Origin of the sequence: Streptomyces sp. Inha503 (genome assembly GCF_047215865.1) — a bacterium.
In the GTDB taxonomy this organism is placed as follows: Bacteria; Actinomycetota; Actinomycetes; order Streptomycetales; family Streptomycetaceae; genus Streptomyces; species Streptomyces lycopersici.
The window spans coordinates 205,307-222,656 of record NZ_CP178360.1 but is presented as its reverse complement, the minus strand read 5'-3'; the positions used below and the strand labels follow the sequence as shown (position 1 = coordinate 222,656).

Genomic DNA, 17,350 nt, shown 5'->3' with positions numbered 1-17,350 from the left:
CCCGGCCGACGAGATGGGTCATGCGTCATGAGCGAGAAAGAGCTGCGGACTCACCTGAAATGGGTCACCAGCGAGCTGTACGAAGCCCGGCGCCGGCTGCGCCTGATGGAGTCGGCCACCCCGGAACCGGTGGCGATCGTGGGCATGGCCTGCCGCCTGCCAGGCGGAGTGGCTTCACCGGAGGAGCTGTGGCAACTGCTGTCGTCGGGTGGCGACGCCATCGCGGGGTTCCCGGTGGACCGCGGCTGGGACGTGGCCGGGTTCGAGCAGTACGTATCCAGCACGCAAGAGGGCGGGTTCGTCTACGACGCGGCGGATTTCGACGCGGGGTTCTTCGGGATCTCGCCGCGCGAGGCGACCGCGATGGACCCGCAGCAGCGGCTGCTGCTGGAGGCTTCCTGGGAGGCACTGGAACGCTCGGGCATCGACCCGACGGCGCTCAAAGGAAGTTCCACCGGAGTGTTCGCCGGGGTGAACAGCCAGGACTACTCGAACCTGCTGATGCACACCCCGGACCAGGGATTCGGATACCTGGCGACCAATGCCAGCAGCGTGATCTCCGGCCGGGTCGCCTACACCCTGGGCCTCGAAGGTCCCGCGGTGACTGTGGACACCGCGTGTTCGTCCTCGCTGGTGGCATTGCACCTGGCGGCGCAGGCACTGCGTTCGGGCGAGTGTGACCTGGCGCTGGCGGGTGGGGTGACGGTGATGTCCACGCCGGGCGGGTTCCTCGAGTTCTCCCGGCAGGGCGGGCTGGCCGCCGACGGCCGGTGCAAGGCGTTCGCGGCGGCGGCCGACGGCACCGGCTGGGGCGAGGGCGTGGGCGTACTGGTGGTGGAGCGATTGTCGGTCGCCCGGCGCAAGGGGCATCGGGTGCTGGCGGTGGTGCGGGGTTCGGCGGTGAACCAGGACGGTGCGTCGAACGGGTTGACCGCGCCGAACGGCCCGTCACAGCAGCGAGTGATCCGGCAGGCTCTGCGGAACGCGGAACTGAAACCGTCCGATGTGGACGTTGTGGAGGCACATGGAACCGGCACGAAACTGGGTGATCCGATCGAGGCCCAGGCGTTGCTGGCGACCTACGGGCAGGATCGGGAGCGGCCGCTGCTGGTCGGCTCGGTGAAGTCCAATCTCGGCCACACCCAGGCGGCCGCGGGTGTGGCGGGTGTGCTCAAGATGGTGCTTGCGATGCGGCACGGTGTGGTGCCGCCGACCCTGCACGTGGACGAGCCGTCGCCCGAGGTCGACTGGTCCGCGGGTGCGGTGGCGCTGGCGGCGGAGCCGATGCCCTGGCCGGAGTCGGGCCGGGTGCGGCGCGCTGCGGTGTCCTCGTTCGGGATCAGCGGTACCAACGCCCACGTCGTCCTCGAAGCACCCGAGGACGTCCGGTCCGAGACGGACACACGGGCGCCGTTGGTCGCGGGGGTCGTGCCGTGGGTGGTGTCGGCGAAGTCCCGGGATGGGCTGCGCGCACAAGCACTCCGGCTGCGGGACCACGTGGTGGCGCATCCGGAGCTGACGCCCGCAGAGGTCGGCCGCGCGCTCGCGTTGCGTTCGGTGTTCGAGCATCGTGCGGTCGTGGTGGGTGCTGGGCGTGATGCCTTGTTGCGGGGTTTGGATTCGTTGGCGGTGGTGGAGCCGTGTGGGTCGGCGCGTGATGGTGTGGTGTTGGTGTTCCCGGGTCAGGGTTCGCAGTGGGTGGGTATGGCTGCTGGGTTGTTGGATTCGTGTGAGGTTTTTGCTGCCGAGTTGGCAGCGTGTGATGTGGTGTTGTCGGCGTATGTGTCGTGGTCGGTGCGGGATGTGTTGCGGGGTGGTTGGGGGCTGGATCGGGTTGAGGTTCTTCAGCCGGTGTTGTTTGCGGTGATGGTGTCGTTGGCGGCTTTGTGGCGGGCGTGTGGTGTGCGGGTTGCGGGGGTGGTGGGTCATTCGCAGGGTGAGGTGGCGGCTGCTTATGTGGCGGGGGCGTTGTCGTTGGAGGATGCGGTGCGGGTTGTGGTGGTGCGCAGTCGTCTGGTGGGGGAGTCGTTGTCGGGCTGTGGTGGGATGGTGTCGGTCTCGCTTTCCGAGGATGTGGTGCGTGGGGTGCTCGGTGGTGGGGTGGGTGTTGCCGCGGTGAATGGGCCGGGTTCGGTGATCGTGTCCGGGGAGGACGAGGTTCTGGCCGAGTTGCTGGTGCGTTGGGAGGCGGAGGGGGTGCGAGCGCGGCGGATTGCGGTGGATTACGCGTCGCATTCGGACCAGGTCGAGGTGTTGGCGGGGCGGTTGCGGGAGGAACTGGCCGGTATCCGGCCGGTCCGGGGTGAGATTCCGTTCTATTCCACGGTGACCGGGGGAGTGCTCGATACCGAGGGGCTGGATGCGGACTACTGGTATCGCAACCTCCGGCAGACCGTGCTCTTCCAGCAGGCCATCTCAGGCGCCTTGACGGACGGCCGTACCGCGTTCGTCGAGGTGTCCGCCCATCCGGTGCTCACCCCCGCGATCGAGCAGGTCGCGGAGGGCACCGAAGCGGTTGTTGTCGGCACGTTGCGCCGGGACGAGGACGAAGGCCCGCGGTTTCTCGGCGCTCTCGCCCAACTCTTCGGCGCGGGTGCGGCGGTGGACTGGCCACGCGTGGCCGGCGGGGGCGCCATGGCCGACCTTCCGACGTACGCCTTTCAGCGCAGGCGTTACTGGCCGGAAATCACCGACTCGGTGCCGAACGCCCGGTCCGCGGCCGACTCCTGGCTCTACCGCGTCGGCTGGACGCCGGTGCCCGAACCCGTGGCGCCGGTGCTCTCCGGAACCTGGCTCGTCCTGACCCCCGAAGACCCGGACGTCACATGGCCGTCGGCGGTTGCCGCGGCCATGGCGGGCGCCGAGGTGACGCGACTGACCGTCGGCGGTACCGACCGTGAGCGGCTCGCTGCCAGGCTGCGCGAGGTACCGGGGAACGTGCGCGGCGTGGTCTCGCTGCTCGGCTGCCGCGGTCGCGCGGCGCTGGCCGAGACCGTGACCCTCTTGCAGGCGCTCGGCGACGCCGGTGTCCGGGCGCCGCTGTGGTGCGTGACCTCGGGTGCGGTGGCCGTCAACCGCACGGAACCGGTGTCCCAGCCGGAGCAGGCCCTGCTGTGGGGCATGGGCCGGATCGCCGCGCTGGAGCACCCCGACCGCTGGGGCGGGCTGGTCGACATCCCCGCCGAGGTCGACGAACAGGCCGGGCGGCGCCTGGCCGCCGCCCTGTCCGGGGACATCGGCGAAGACCAGCTCGCGATCCGCTCCACCGGCGTGTTCGGCTGTCGCCTCCGCCGGGCGCGGCATACACCGGGCGCGGAGTGGACCCCGCGAGGCACTGTGCTTGTCACCGGAGGCACGGGCGGGCTGGGAGCGCGGGTGGCCCGCTGGCTCGCGGCCAACGGCGCCGCGCACGTGGTGCTCACCAGCAGGCACGGCACCCGCGCCGAGGGCGCCGCCGCACTGTGCGAAGAGCTGTCCACCATGGGCACCGGAGTGTCCGTGGCGGAGTGCGACGTGGCCAACCGCGATGAGGTGGCCCAACTGCTGGCCGAACTGCCGGGGGAGCTGACCGCCGTGGTGCACACGGCCGGCGTGCTCGACGACGCCATGCTGCACGCGCTGACCCCGGACCAGGTCGAAACCGCGCTGCGCCCCAAGGTCGACGGGGCGCGGAACCTGCACGAGCTGGTCGGGGAGGTCGAGGCGTTCGTGCTCTTCTCCTCCGCCGCGGGCGTCCTCGGCGGCCCCGGTCAGGGGAACTACGCCCCCGGCAACGCCTACCTCGACGCCTTGGCCGCACACCGGCGCGCCGACGGGCTGCCCGCCACTTCGGTGGCCTGGGGACACTGGGCCAACGCGGGTATGGCGGTCGCGGTGGCCGACGACCTGAAACGCCGTGGCGCGCCCGCGATGGATCCCGAGCTTGCGATCACCGTGCTCGCCCCGGCGGTGGGGGGCGAGGAACCCGCGCCACTGGTGGTCGACATCGACTGGACGCGCAGTCCGGTGGCCGCCCGGCCCACACGGATGTTCGAGCTGATCGCGGAATCCCGCCGTCCCGATGAGCCTGCCACGGAGGTTGCGTTCGCCGAGCGGCTCGCCCGGTTGTCCAGGAGCGAGCAGCGGCAGGCGATCCTCGACCTGGTCCGCACGCAGGTGGCGAGGGTGCTCGGCTACCCGGCGGGCGAAAGCCCCGAGCCAGGACGCGCCTTCCAGGACATCGGCTTCGACTCGGTGCGGGCGGTGGAACTGCGCAACGGGCTGGCCGCTGCCACCGGCCTGAAACTGCCCGCCACGCTCGCCTTCGACCACCCGTCGGCCGCCGAGCTGGCGAAGCACCTGGCCACCCGGCTGGTGGCGGAGGACGGGAGCGGGCGGCTGCTGGCCGCGGTCGACGCACTGGCCAGGGACGTGCTCGAGCCGGATGTGGACCAGGAGACGAGGACCCGGCTGCGGAAGCGGCTGGAGAGCGTGGTCGACCAGTTGCGGGACCCCGGCGCAGCGGATGCGGCCGCCGACGTGGCGATGGTCCACGACGCCGACGACGACGAGTTGATCGCGTTGATCACCAAAGAGTTGGGGGAACGATGAGCGGGACCACCGAGGAGACCCTGCGGCATTACCTCAAGGAGGTGACCGCCGATCTGATGACCGCCAACCGGCGGGTGCGCGCACTCGAAGAGCGTGCACAGGAGCCCGTCGCGATCATCGGCATGGGCTGCCGGCTGCCCGGCGGGGTGTCCACGCCGGACGAGCTGTGGCGGTTGCTGTCCTCCGGCGGCGACGCGATCTCGGACTTCCCGGATGATCGCGGCTGGGACCTGAAGTCGCTGTATGACCCGGACCCTGAGAGCGTCGGCACCTGCTACGTCCGGGAAGGCGGGTTCCTGCACCAGGCGGGCGACTTCGACGCGGGCTTCTTCGGTGTCTCCCCGCGCGAGGCACTGGCGATGGACCCGCAGCAACGGCTGCTGCTGGAAACGTCGTGGGAGACGCTGGAAAGGGCCGGGCTGAAGCCGCCGTCGCTGAGGGGGAGCGGCACCGGGGTCTTCGTGGGCAGTAACTACCAGGACTACGGTTCGTGGCTGACCGAGGTGCCGGACTCCCTCGCCGGGCTGCTGGGCACCGGGACCTCGGCCAGTGTGCTCTCCGGCAGGCTGGCCTACACGCTGGGGCTGGAAGGGCCCGCGGTCACCGTGGACACCGCGTGCTCCTCGTCGCTGGTGGCGCTGCACCTGGCCGTCCGCTCGCTGCGCTCCGGGGAATGCGACCTTGCGCTCGCCGGCGGTGTAACGGTGATGTCGACGCCCGCCACCTTCGTCGAATTCTGCCGTCAGCGCGGTATTGCCAGGGACGCCCGGTGCAAGGCCTTCGCGGATGGCGCGGACGGCACCGGCCTGTCCGAAGGTGTCGCGTTGTTGCTGGTCGAGCGGCTGTCCGACGCGGTCAGCCGTGGCCACCGGATTCTGGCAGTGGTGCGCGGTTCCGCGGTGAACCAGGACGGTTCCTCGAACGGGTTGACCGCACCCAGCGGCCCCGCGCAGCAACGGGTGATACGGCAGGCTCTCGAGGACGCACGGGTGGAAGCGCGCGATGTGGACGTTGCGGAGGCGCACGGCACGGGTACGCGGCTGGGCGACCCGATCGAGGCGCAGGCGTTGCTGGCGACCTACGGGCAGGGCCGGGAGCGGCCGTTGCTGCTGGGCTCGCTGAAGTCGAACATCGGGCACACCCAGGCCGCCGCCGGAGCCGCCGGGGTGATCAAGACCGTGCTGGCGCTCCAGCACGGAGTCGTCCCGCGCACGCTGCACGTGCGTGAGCCGAGCACCGAAGTGGACTGGAGCACCGGTTCGGTCGAGGTGGCGGCCGAGGAAGCCACGTGGCCGGAGACCGGGCGCCCGCGGCGCGCGGGCGTCTCGTCGTTCGGGATCAGCGGCACCAATGCCCATGTGATCCTCGAACAGGCGCCGGAGGCCGCAGGTGCCGATGGTGCGGACGGACCCGGCGGACCGGTGCCGTGGGTGGTCTCGGCGCGTTCGGCCGGGGCGCTGCGGGCACAGGCGGCCCGGTTGCGGGCGTTCGCTCTCGCCCGTCCGGATGTGTCCTCCGTGGACATCGCACACTCGCTGGCGACCACGCGCGGCGTGTTCGAGCACCGGGCGGTGGTCACTGGCGCCGATCGGGAGGGCCTGCTCGCCGGGCTGGCCTCGGTCGCCACCGGGACCCCGGACGCCGCCGCGGTCAGCGGGGTTTCGGGGACCGGCCGGGACGGTGTGGTCATGGTCTTTCCCGGACAAGGCACCCAGTGGGCCGGGATGGCCGCGGGGCTGCTCGACAGCTCCGAGGTGTTCGCGGCCGAGATGGCGGCCTGCGACGCGGCGTTCCGGCAGTACGCGTCGTGGTCGGTGGTGGACGTGATCCGCGGCGAGCCCGGGGCCCCGGGACTGGACCGGATCGAGGTGCTGCAACCCGCGCTGTTCGCGGTCATGGTCTCGCTGGCCGCGCTGTGGCGCTCCTGCGGTGTCCGGGTGGCCGCGGTGGTGGGGCACTCGCAGGGCGAGGTGGCGGCGGCCCGCGTGGCCGGTCTGCTCACGCTGGAGGACGCGGTCCGGGTGATCGCGGTGCGCAGCCGGCTGTTCGCCGAGGAACTGGCCGGCAAGGGGGCGATCGCCTCGGTGGGCGCCGGTGCGGACTGGGTGCGGGAGCGGCTGGCCCGCGGGGACGAGGGCCTGGTCGTCGCCGGGGTCAACGGTCCTGGCGCGTGCACGGTGGCCGGGACGGTTCCGGCGCTGGAGCGGTTCGTCGAATCATGCGTGGCCGAGGGAGCGCGGGCGCGTGTCGTATCGACGACCGTAGCTTCGCACTGCGCCCAGGTCGAGCCCCTGCGGGAGCGGCTGCTCGATCTGCTCGGCCCGATCGTGCCGTGCGAAGGCGGGGAGGTCCGGTTCTACTCGACGGTGACCGGCGGCCCGCTGGAACCCGCGGCACTGGACACCGAATACTGGTACGAGAACGCACGGCGGCCGATCGAGTTCGAGCGGGTGACCCGCGCGCTGCTGGCGGACGGGCACACGATGTTCGTCGAGGTATCGCCGCATCCGGTGCTGACCATGAGCCTCGCGGACACGGCGGCCGCCGCGGGCGCCGAGGCCACCGCCGTGGGTACTCTGCGCCGCGAGGAGAACGAGCGGGCGCGGTTCCTGGCCTCGCTGTCGGAGGCATTCGTGGCCGGGGCGTTCGTGGACTGGCCCGCGGTGGTGGGCCGGGGCCGCGATGTGGAGCTGCCGACGTACGCGTTCCAGCGCGAGCGCTACTGGGTGGACGGCCCCGATCCCCGGGCCGGAGGTCACACGGCCGACTCTCCGCTCTGGGACGCCATCGACCGGGAAGACGTTGAGGCGTTGCGCAACGCACTGGACTTCGACCTCGACCGGCCGTTCCGCGAAGCCCTGCCCGCCTTGACGGCCTGGCGGCAGCGGCAGGCGGACCGGCGGACCGCGGACGCGCTGCGGTACCGCGTCGAGTGGCGCCGCTTCATCGCGGGCCCCCCGATCCTCGGCGGAACCTGGCTGATCGACGCGGACCCGGGCGACGACGGGATCGCGGCGTGCGCGCGAGCAATGGAGCGCCACGGTGCCGTCGTCCGGTACCGGGAGCCGGGTCTGCCGGAGGAACCCGTGGACGGGATTCTCTCGGCACGAGAGATGACCAGCGGGGAGAACAGCGCTGCGGGAGCGCCGGTCTGGCGGCTGACCAGGAACGCGGGCGAACCCGCGCCCCCGACCGGCGGTGTGATCGAGCTGCCGGAGGCCGTGGACGATCTGGTGGCCGACCGGGTGGCGGCCGCGGTGGCCGCGCCGGCCGGCGAGCGGCGGTTCCTGGTGCGCGGTCCGGGCTCGTTCGTCCGCCGGGTCGTGCCCGCGCCGGTGCCGGAGCGCTCGCTCACCGCGCCGTGGCAGGCACGTGGGACGGTCCTGCTGTCCGGCGCCGACAGCGCGCTCGCCCAGGCGGTGGCGCGCTGGCTGGCCGGTGCCGGCGCGGAACACCTCGTGCTCGCCGGGGAACCGGCGAAGGAGGTCCATGCCGAGCTGGCGGAAGCCGGGGTGCCGAGCACCGAAGCCGACGGTGCGGAGCTCTCGCACGTACTCGCTGCCCTGCCGGCCGACTGTCCGCTGACCGGCGTCGTCCATCTCGCCGAACGGCCCGAAGCGACCGCTGAGCTTTTGCACGAGCTCACCGCCGGGCTCGATCTCGACCTGTTCCTTCTGGTCTCCTCCGGCGAAGGCGTGTGGGGAACCGGCCCCGCGGCGACGGTGCACGAGTCGCACGCCGCGCTCGTCCGGCGCCGCGAGGCCCTCGGCCTTCCCGCCACCCTGCTCATCTGGGGCCCGGGAGACGGTCCGGGCGAAGCCCTCCGGCCGATCCCGGTGCCCTCGGCGGTCGAGGCATTCCAGCGCACGCTGGACCTCGGCGAGACGGACGTCCTGATCGCCGATGCCGACTGGTCCCGCCTCGCCGCGGACCGCGGCCTGCGGGTGTTCGACGAGCTGGTCGACGCGCCGGAGAGCGCCGGAACGGGCGCGCCTTCACTGGACGGCCTGCCGGAAGCCGAGCAGGAGGGGCGGCTGACGGACTTCGTGTGCGCCTGCGCGGCTTCCGTGCTCGGGCACCGGTCCACCGCTCCGGTGCGGCCGGATTCGTTGTTCCTCGAGATCGGATTCGACTCGCTGACCGGTACGGAGCTCGGCACGGTGCTGGGCAGGGCGACCGGGCTGACACTGCCGAGGACGCTGGTGTTCAACCACCCGACCCCCGCGGCCGTGGCGAAGTACCTCCTGCCGCTGATGACGTCGCGGCAACCGGAGGGCCCCGCGCGAGAGCAGGCGGACGGACTGGAGGCCATGTTCGTGAAAGCGGCGGAGGACGGCGAGGCCGAGCGGTTCCTCACCGCGATCGACCAGCTTTCGCACTTCCGGTCGTCCTTCGAGGAAGGCGGGGCCGTCGAGCCGGTCCGGCTGGCCGAGGGCCCCGATGGCACTGAGGACACGGTGCTGATCTGTTTCCCGGCGATCGTCGGCCGGTCGGGCGCCCATCAGTTCGCGCGCATCGCGGGCTCGCTGCGGGGGATCCGCGAGGTCATCGTCCTGCCGCAACCGGGCTTCCGCCGGGGCGAGCGGCTTCCCGGGAGCCTCGACGCGCTTGTGGCCGCCCACGCCGAAAGTGTCCTCTCAGCCGCCCGCGGACGGCCGTTCGCGTTGCTGGGACATTCCTCGGGCGGAATCGTGGCGCACGCGGTCGCCCAGCGCCTCGAACCTTCGGATGCCGCGCTCACGGGAGTGGTCGCGATCGACAGCCATCTGCCGGAGTGGGCGCCGGGAAAACGGGACACCGGTGTTTTCGTCCGTCTGCTGCCGGAGCTGGTGCGCCGCAACAACAGCCTGGGGGGTGAGCCGGGAGACCTCTGGGGCGACGCCTGGATCGGTGCGATGGCCCGGTACCTCTCCTTCGACTGGGCACCGGGCCGGGTCGGCGCGCCTGCACTGCTGGTCCGCGCGTCCGAGCCGCTGGGCGGGGAGGCTTCTCTCGCAGGGCTGGCACCGTGGAACCTGATGGATGTCACCATCGACGTCCCCGGTGACCACTTCACCGTGCTGGAAGACCACGCCGGGCACACAGCACGAGTGATCCACGAGTGGCTCGGACCGCACGGGACTGAGGGGGAGAAGAAGTGAAGTTCGACCACGCGTTGGTTCTGGGCGGCGGTCTCGCCGGGATGCTCACCGCCGCCGCACTCGCGCGCCACTGCGCCGCGGTGACGGTCGTGGAGCGGGACCGGCTGCCCGACGGACCGCTGCCCCGCAAGGGCACCCCGCAGGCGCATCACGCCCACCTGCTGATGGCAGGCGGGGCGCAGGCCGTCGACGAGCTGGTGCCGGGCACCCTGGCCGCCCTGTACGAGGCCGGAGCACGGCGGATCGGGCTGCCGGAGGACCTGGTTGCGCTCACCGCGCACGGCTGGCAGACCCGGTTCCCCGCCTCCCATTTCCTGGTTTCCTGCGGCAGGCCGCTGCTGGACTGGGTGGTCCGCCGGCAGGTACTCCGCGACGAACGCATCGTGGTCCGCACCGGTACCGAAACCGTGCGCCTGCTCGGCGACGCGTCCCGTGTCACCGGTGCCGATGTACGCGGGGAAAACGGCGGCGAAACCGTGTCCGCGGATCTAGTCGTGGACACGACAGGTCGCGCGTCGCGGGCCCGGAACTGGCTGCTGGGCCTGGGAATCCCGCCGGTCAGGAGTGACTCGGTGGACTCCGGTCTCGTCTATGCGACCCGGATATTCCAGGCGCCCGAGGGAACACCGCACACCTTTCCCCTCATCACCATCATGTCGGCCCCGGACTCGGCCGAACCAGGCCGCAACGGCGTACTGCTGCCCGTTGAGAACGGCCAGTGGATCGTCACGGTCTCCGGCACGCGGGGCGGGGAACCCCCCGTCGACGAGGCCGGGTTCCTCACGTTCGCGCACAGTCTCCGGCATTCGCTCATCGGCGAGCTCATCGAGGACGCCGAACCGCTGACCGGGATCTATTCGTCACGCAGCACGGTGAACCGGCGGGTGCACTACGACCGCGTCAGCCGCTGGCCGGAAGGCCTGCTCGTGCTCGGTGACGCGCTCGCGGCCTTCAACCCCGTCTACGGCCACGGAATGAGCTGCGCGGCCATCGGGGCCAGGGCTCTGGAACGGGTGCTGGCCGCCGACCCTGAAGGGGGCACTGTCGCGAGAAAGGCACAACAGGCCGTCGCCGAGGGGGTGCGGGACGCGTGGGCCCTCGCGACGCGGCAGGACATCCGCTATCCGGGAGCTCGCGTCCAGTTGGCGGATCGAAGCCCGGACGTGTCCTCGGGGATCTCCGACGCGCTGGAAAGACTGGCGCTCGTCGACCCGGTCGTCAGCGCGGCATCGTATGCCATCAACACACTGTCGGAATCCCCGGCCGGTGTCATCTCTTCGAGAATTCTCGACGCCCGGCGCGGGCCCGTGCCCGAGCCGCCGGCGGAACCGCCGATCAAACCCGGCGAACTCCCGTCTGCCGGATGTGCTGACAGCCGCGCATGAGGCCCCGCCCGATCAGGTGACCGCGCCGACGGGGGTGGGGTCACATGCCGGGTCACGGCTCCGCCGGGAGATTCGCGGGGCGCTTCACGCAGTCCGCGACGTAGCGCAGGAAACCACCTGCGGTGCCGCCGTCGCAGACACGGTGGTCGAAAGTCAGGGAGAGCTGGGTCACCTTGCGGACGGCGAGCCTTCCGTCGACCGCCCAGGGTTTGTCGGCGATGCGGCCGACGCCCAGCATCGCCGCTTCGGGGTGGTTGAGGAGCGGTGTGGAACCGTCGACGCCGAAGACGCCGTAATTGTTGAGCGTGAACGTTCCTCCGGTCAACGCCTGGGGCCGCAGGCCGCCGGAGCGCGCCTCCCCGGTCAGGCGGGTGAGTTCGGCCGCCAGTTCGGCCATCGTCATCCGATGCGCGTCGCGTACCACGGGGACGACGAGACCGCGTTCGGTCTGAGCGGCGAAGCCCAAGCCTATGCCGGAGAAGCGGACGATCTCGCCCCGCTCCTCGTCCACCGTCGAGTTCAGTTCCGGGAACCTGGAGAGCCCCACGACGCAGATACGTGCCAGAAGCGCCATGAGACCGATGTGCTGGCCGGGTTCCGAGGCTCGGAGGTTCTCGCGCATCCGCAGCAGACCGGTCGCGTCCACATCCACCCACGTGGTGACACACGGGGCTGCGCCGCTGCGGGACAGCTTCTCGGCCGCGGTTCTCAGCCGGCCTTTCAGGGGGATGCGCATCACGCTGTCGGGCGCCTGTGCCGCGGGGGTGTCTGCCGTGGCGGGTTGGGCGGCCTGCGCCATGGCTTGCTCGACGTCGCGGCGCAGGACGATTCCGTGCGGCCCGCTGGGCGAGAGCCGGGCGACATCGACACCGTGTTTCCGCGCGAGCGAGCGGACCAGAGGGGAGATCACCAACGGTGCGGCCGCCCGGCCGGCGCCATCGGGCCGCTCAGCCTGCGCAGGCGCGCCACCGGTCGGCCCGGTCCGCCCGGACGGCACGGCGGCACTTCTGGCGCGTCGGCGTCGGCCGGCCGGGGCATGGTCCGTTCCGTATCCGACGAGGACATGGCCGCTCCCGGTCCCGTGGTGTTCCCCGTCGTCCTGGCGAGCCGGTGGTTCCCCTCGGGCGGCGCCGGACGGGGCCACCCGTCCCACGGAGATGAGTGGCGCGCCGACCGCCAGCACCGCCCCCACGTCGGCGTGCAGTTCCAGCACGGTCCCGGCGTACGGCACCGGCACCTCGACGGTCGCCTTCGCGGTCTCGACCTCCACCACCACCTGATCGACGTCGACGGTGGAACCCACGGCCACTCGCCACGCGACGACCTCCGCCTCGGTGAGCCCTTCGCCGAGGTCGGGCAGGGTGAAGACCCGGCGTTCCGGGGCGGTGGTCATGCGACCCCCCGAGCGAGATGCCGGGTGTCCGGCTCGTCGTCGTACTGGAGTCGGTGCACCGCCGCCAGCACCCGGTCCACGCCGGGCAGATGGACATGCTCCAACTTGGGCGGCGGGTACGGGATGTCGAAGCCGGCGACGCGCAGGACGGGAGCGGCCAATGAGTGGAAGCAACGCTCCTGCACACGCGCGACGATCTCGGCACCGGCCGCCGCGAACCCCTGCGCCTCCTGGACGACCACGCACCGGCCGGTCCGCCGCACCGACGCCACCACCGTCTCGTCGTCGAACGGCACGAGCGTGCGCAGGTCCACGACTTCCAGGTCGAGTCCTTCCCGCGCCGCCTCGGCCGCCGCGTCGAGCGCGACCGGAACCGAGGGACCGTAGGCGACCAGCGTGGCATCGCGTCCCGGGCGCCGCACCACCGCCCGGCCGAGGGCCGCCGTGCCCCGTCGCTCCAAGTCGATGTCCTGCTTGGACCAGTACAGCTTCTTGGGCTCCAGGAACACGACCGGGTCCGGATCGCGTACGGCATCCCGCAGGAGCCAGTAGGCATCCTCGACGGTGGCCGGGGTGACGACCTTCAACCCCGGGGTGTGGGCGTAGTACGCCTCGCTGGAGTCGCTGTGGTGCTCGACGCCGCCGATCCCGCCGCCGTACGGGATGCGCAGCACCATCGGCAGCGCCACGCGACCCCGGGTGCGGTTGCGCATCTTCGCCACATGCGAGGTGATCTGCTCGAACGCCGGATACGCGAAGGCGTCGAACTGGATCTCCACCACCGGGCGGAACCCGCCCATCGCCAGGCCCACCGCGAGCCCGACGAGACCGGACTCGGCGAGTGGCGTGTCGAAGCAGCGCTGTTCCCCGAACGCGTCCGTCAGCCCGTCGGTGATGCGGAAGACACCGCCGAGGCGGCCGACGTCCTCCCCGAACACCAGCACGTGCTCGTCTTCGCGCAGCGCGTCGCGCAGGGCCGTGTTGAGGGCCTGCGCCATCGTGGCCGTACCCATGTCAGCTCTCGGTGCCCTTCAGTTCGGCGGCCAACTGATCGCGCTGCTCCAGCAGTTGGGGTGTGGGCTCGGCGTAGACGTGCTCGAAGAGTTCGAGCGGGTCCAGCGGGCTCTCGGCGGCCATGCGGGTCCGCAGAGCGGCGGCCCGTTCCTCGGCCTCCGCCCGTACGGCGTCGACGTCCTGGTCCGTGAGGACACCCCGGTCACGCAGATAGGTCTCCAGACGCGGCACCGGGTCCGCCGCGCTCCGCCGCCGCACCTCGTCGTCGGTCCGGTAGCGCCGGGGATCGTCGGCGTTGGTGTGCCCGTCCACCCGGTAGGTGTGGGCCTCCACGAGGAAGGGACCGCGTCCGGACCGGGCGTGCTCGACAGCAGCGGTCAGCACCGAGAGCGTGGCCACCGGATCGTTGCCGTCCACTTGCTCGGAACGCATTCCGTGGCCGACGCCCTTGTACGCCAGGGCCGGTGAGGCGGTCTGCCTGTCGAGCGGTACGGAGATCGCGTACTGATTGTTCTGGATGAGGAAGACGACGGGCGCCCGGAACACCGCCGCGAAGTTCAGCGCCTCGTGGAAGTCGCCCTCACTCGTTCCGCCGTCCCCGACGAAGGCCATCACCACCCCGTTCTCGTCCTTGCGGCGCAGGGCGTCCGCCATCCCCGTGGCGTGCAGCAGCTGGGTGGCCAGCGGTGTGCACGGGGGCGCTACCCGGGCCACCACGGGATCGAAGCCGCAGTGCCAGTCACCGCGCAGCAGGGTCAGGGCCTCCACCGGGTCCACGCCGCGCGCCACCATGGCCACCGTGTCCCGGTAGGTGGGAAAAAGCCAGTCCTGCTCCCGCAGCGCGAGGACTCCGGCGATCTGGCAGGCCTCCTGACCCCGACTCGAGGGGTAGACGGCGAGCCGCCCCTGCCGGGCCAGCGCGGACGCCTGCTGGTCGAAGCGTCGGCCCACCACCATCTGCCGGTATGTCTCGCGCAGTTGCTCCGCCGGGGGTTCGGGGTAGTCCGAGGGCGCCGGGGACGCCCGACCGGCCTCGGTAACGAGCTGTACGGGGACCGACGACGGCAGCAGCGCTTCCGCCGCTGGTCGGAGACGGGGTACGGACGCTGCGGCCGTGCCGGACATGAAGGGGCTCGCTCTCTGTGGCGTGAACGGTCGGGTGACTGGTCGCCAGGTGCGTGCGGGGGTCGTCCGTTCCCGAGCGGGCTCGGGAACGGACGACGGGGAGATCAACGGCCAGGGTCGTCGCTACCGACCGGCCAGGGCACGTCAGTGTCCCCGGGCCGGCGCTCCGAGGAGAACGCCCAGCGACCGGCCGTCCACGACGCTGCGGTACATGGTCATGGTGAGCGGCTCGGTGACCCATCGCGCATGCGCCGTCTCGGCGGACCGGACATCCCCCACAGTCCACCCCGGTTGCCCGGCCGAGCTGACCGGCACGAGGTTCAGCCGACGGCGGATAGGGTTGTGAGAAGTCGGCGCACCCGCTGCGATCTCCTCCAGGAAGAGCATTCTTCGCTGGGCGCGAGATGCCCGGAAGACCGGGACGGCTTCGCCGGAACCGCTGAACTGGAACGTGTCCATAATGCCTCCCCCGAGTGGCTTGTCCAGCCCGCTCGGATCCTTACATCGATCGCGATCGCGCGTCAACGGCCGCCGTGTGCACGGGAAGTGTCATCGGAGTGATCGGCAGCAGGATCAAATGGCGCCTGAACCGGAAGGATTGGCGGTTGCGGCTGTTGCGGCTCTCCTGGAAGTGAGCAGCTTTTGACGGTTGACCTGCGGATTCTGCGACCGGCGGGGGTTGCGTCTTTGGAATTGGTGGACCGGGTTCCGCCTGATCCGGGGGTTTTCCTCGGCGTCGGGGTGAGGGCCCGTATAGACAGACGGCCACCGGCTGATCCTTCGAGAAGACGAAGATCTTGAAGGAGATCAGCACGATGACCGCACCTGACTGTGAGGATGTGACGGCATCCCGGAAGGCGGCCTGACCCGGCACCTGACTGGCTCCGTGTCCTGACACTGATCCGTCGGCCGCTGACCGGGGCGCGACTTGCTGCCGCCGGACTGGTGGACGTGTCCCAATAGGGGCTTTCGCAACAGGCACCGTCACAGTCCTGACCGCTTCCAGCTTGACGGCAGTCACCTGTGCTCCCGCGATGAAGGCAGGCGAATGTGCTCAGCACGGCCCACGATCACCCCGTCCTCACCAGCGCCCTTTCGGCTTCGGAGGAGGTCGTGCTCGGTGTGGATACCCATAAGGATGCCCATGTCGCGGCCGTCGTTACCGCCCTTGGGGCTGTGCTGGCCACTCAAGACTTCCCGGCCACGGCCGACGGCTACCAGCAGCTCCTCGCCTGGGCACGTTCGTTCGGAGATTTGCAACGTGCAGGAGTGGAATGCACCGGTTCCTACGGCGCCGCCCTGACCCGCTACTTGCACACCGAAGGCATCACGGTCACGGAAGTCAATCGGCCAGACCGGCAGGCCCGCCGCCGCCATGGCAAGTCCGACGCTGTCGACGCCCAAGCGGCCGCACAGGCCGTCCTGTCCGGCCGGGCGACTGCCACCGCGAAGACCAGCGGCGGTCCCGCGGAGATGCTCCGCCTGTTCAAACTGGCCAAGGCATCCGCCATCAAGTCGCGCACTCAAGCGATCAATCAGCTGAAGGCCGTCCTCGTCGCCACTGAACCCGCGCTGCGAGAGCACTTGTCCGCCCTGAGCACCCCACGCCTCATCCGCGAGTGCGCCGTGCTCGACCCCGGCACTGTCTCCACTGCCTGCGACGCGGCACACGCTGCGGCTGCTTGCCCGCCGCATTCATGCCCTCAGCGAAGAGATCGAGGAGCTCAACACCCGGATGAAGGAGGTAGTACGAGCCGCGGCGCCTGCCCTGCTGAACCAGCACGGTGTGGGCCCCGACACCGCAGCCACCCTGCTCATTGCCGCGGGCGACAACCCTGAGCGTCTCCACAGCAAGGCCGCGTTCGCCGCGCTGGCCGGCGTCAGTCCTGTCGACGCCTCATCTGGGAAAACCCAGCGCCGCAGGCTCAACCGGGGCGGCGACCGACAAGCCAACGCCGCTCTCTACACCATCGTGCTCAGCCGCTTGCGCTGGGATTCCCGCACCCAGATCTACATGCAGCAACGCGTCGCCCAAGGTAAAACCCGCCGCGAAGTCATCCGGTGCCTCAAGCGCTACATCGCCCGCGAGCTTTACCCAATCATCATCCGCACACAGCTGCCGACGACCACCGGTTGACATCCATAGGGGCATCAGTGTGCCTCTGCACGCCCTGACCGAGGACAATCTCGCTTCGGCGAGTCCAGATCTACTCCGCGCGATGGTCAAAACATTCGCCGACGCACTGATGTCCGCCGACGCCGATGCCGTATGCGGTGCCGAGTACGGCCAGGTCAGCGAGGAGCGCGTCAACCACCGCAACGGCTACCGCCCGCGTGAGTGGGACACCCGGGCGGGCACGGAGCCTGTTGCGTTTTCGTTCGGGCTGCGCAGCAACGATGGGGCGCCGTTTCCAACCTGGATGCCCTGGGCGTCTCCGGCGCATGGCTGTCCGTCCCGGTAAATGCAGACGCCGGTACTGGTCTTCCTGTCGGTTGGATTCCCCTCAGGCAGCCAGGGGCGGGGGCTTCGCGGTGTGATCCACCTGCGGCAGGTCCCGGGCCTTTCCCGGCGCGATGAGGCGGTCGGGCCCGGGGGCGTTCAGGTTTTCCTGCCTCCAGTAGCCGTTGGCGAACAAGAACGTGCCGATCCAGTCCGTCACGCATGGGCACGACGTCTGACCGCACCCGGTTGCGGATAAGAC

7 protein-coding genes and 2 pseudogenes are annotated in these 17,350 nt (G+C 70.8%); 5 read left to right on the top strand and 4 right to left on the bottom strand.

Annotation, left to right across the window (positions count from 1 at the left end; genetic code table 11):
* The first annotated feature begins 27 nt into the window (after window positions 1-27).
* The 3 genes and pseudogenes from ACJX2R_RS01125 to ACJX2R_RS01115 all read left to right on the top strand — a co-directional run bounded on the left by ACJX2R_RS01125 (window position 28) and on the right by ACJX2R_RS01115 (window position 11,116).
* Window positions 28-4,590 (top strand): type I polyketide synthase, encoded by a 4,563-nt coding sequence (locus ACJX2R_RS01125; RefSeq protein WP_413098312.1) that lies wholly within the window; start codon window positions 28-30, stop codon window positions 4,588-4,590.
* Window positions 4,591-4,691: 101 nt separating this feature from the next.
* Window positions 4,692-9,731, top strand: a pseudogene (locus tag ACJX2R_RS01120) (beta-ketoacyl synthase N-terminal-like domain-containing protein); the annotation flags it as partial.
* The gene (locus tag ACJX2R_RS01115; protein WP_413098311.1) at window positions 9,728-11,116 is read left to right on the top strand and encodes an FAD-dependent oxidoreductase; all 1,389 of its coding nucleotides are present in this window, start codon (window positions 9,728-9,730) and stop codon (window positions 11,114-11,116) included. The pseudogene ACJX2R_RS01120 and the gene ACJX2R_RS01115, both read left to right, overlap by 4 nt.
* 52 nt (window positions 11,117-11,168) lie before the next feature.
* On the opposite strand, the gene ACJX2R_RS01110 is transcribed toward ACJX2R_RS01115, so the two are convergent.
* From ACJX2R_RS01110 to pdhA, 3 genes are read right to left on the bottom strand one after another with little or no spacing between them, the layout of a single operon-like run.
* Window positions 11,169-12,509 (bottom strand): dihydrolipoamide acetyltransferase family protein, encoded by a 1,341-nt coding sequence (locus ACJX2R_RS01110; RefSeq protein ID WP_413098310.1) that lies wholly within the window; start codon window positions 12,507-12,509, stop codon window positions 11,169-11,171.
* The gene (locus ACJX2R_RS01105; RefSeq protein WP_413098309.1) at window positions 12,506-13,522 is read right to left on the bottom strand and encodes an alpha-ketoacid dehydrogenase subunit beta; all 1,017 of its coding nucleotides are present in this window, start codon (window positions 13,520-13,522) and stop codon (window positions 12,506-12,508) included. Before ACJX2R_RS01105 ends, ACJX2R_RS01110 begins: the two co-directional genes overlap by 4 nt.
* Before the next feature lies 1 nt (window position 13,523).
* Window positions 13,524-14,648: a pyruvate dehydrogenase (acetyl-transferring) E1 component subunit alpha gene (gene pdhA / locus ACJX2R_RS01100; protein WP_413098308.1), complete on the bottom strand. Its 1,125-nt coding sequence runs from the start codon at window positions 14,646-14,648 to the stop codon at window positions 13,524-13,526.
* A gap of 1,050 nt (window positions 14,649-15,698) precedes the next feature.
* Here pdhA and ACJX2R_RS01095 point away from each other — a divergent pair.
* Window positions 15,699-16,785 (top strand): annotated as a pseudogene (locus tag ACJX2R_RS01095) (IS110 family transposase).
* A 19-nt stretch (window positions 16,786-16,804) separates the two neighbouring features.
* Window positions 16,805-17,110 carry a transposase gene (locus ACJX2R_RS01090; protein WP_413098307.1) on the top strand — a complete coding sequence of 102 codons (306 nt, stop codon included), beginning with the start codon at window positions 16,805-16,807 and terminating at the stop codon, window positions 17,108-17,110.
* Window positions 17,111-17,152: 42 nt separating this feature from the next.
* Here ACJX2R_RS01090 and ACJX2R_RS01085 read toward each other — a convergent pair whose 3' ends face one another.
* The gene (locus ACJX2R_RS01085; protein WP_413098306.1) at window positions 17,153-17,308 is read right to left on the bottom strand and encodes a hypothetical protein; all 156 of its coding nucleotides are present in this window, start codon (window positions 17,306-17,308) and stop codon (window positions 17,153-17,155) included.
* Window positions 17,309-17,350 lie beyond the last annotated feature (42 nt).

Bases quoted from the DNA above. Each gene is read 5' to 3' on its own strand.
- ACJX2R_RS01105 (WP_413098309.1), bottom strand. From the start codon at position 13,522: ATGGGTACGGCCACGATGGCGCAGGCCCTCAACACGGCCCTGCGCGAC.
- ACJX2R_RS01125 (WP_413098312.1), top strand. From the start codon at position 28: ATGAGCGAGAAAGAGCTGCGGACTCACCTGAAATGGGTCACCAGCGAG.
- pdhA (WP_413098308.1), bottom strand. From the start codon at position 14,648: ATGTCCGGCACGGCCGCAGCGTCCGTACCCCGTCTCCGACCAGCGGCG.
- ACJX2R_RS01110 (WP_413098310.1), bottom strand. From the start codon at position 12,509: ATGACCACCGCCCCGGAACGCCGGGTCTTCACCCTGCCCGACCTCGGC.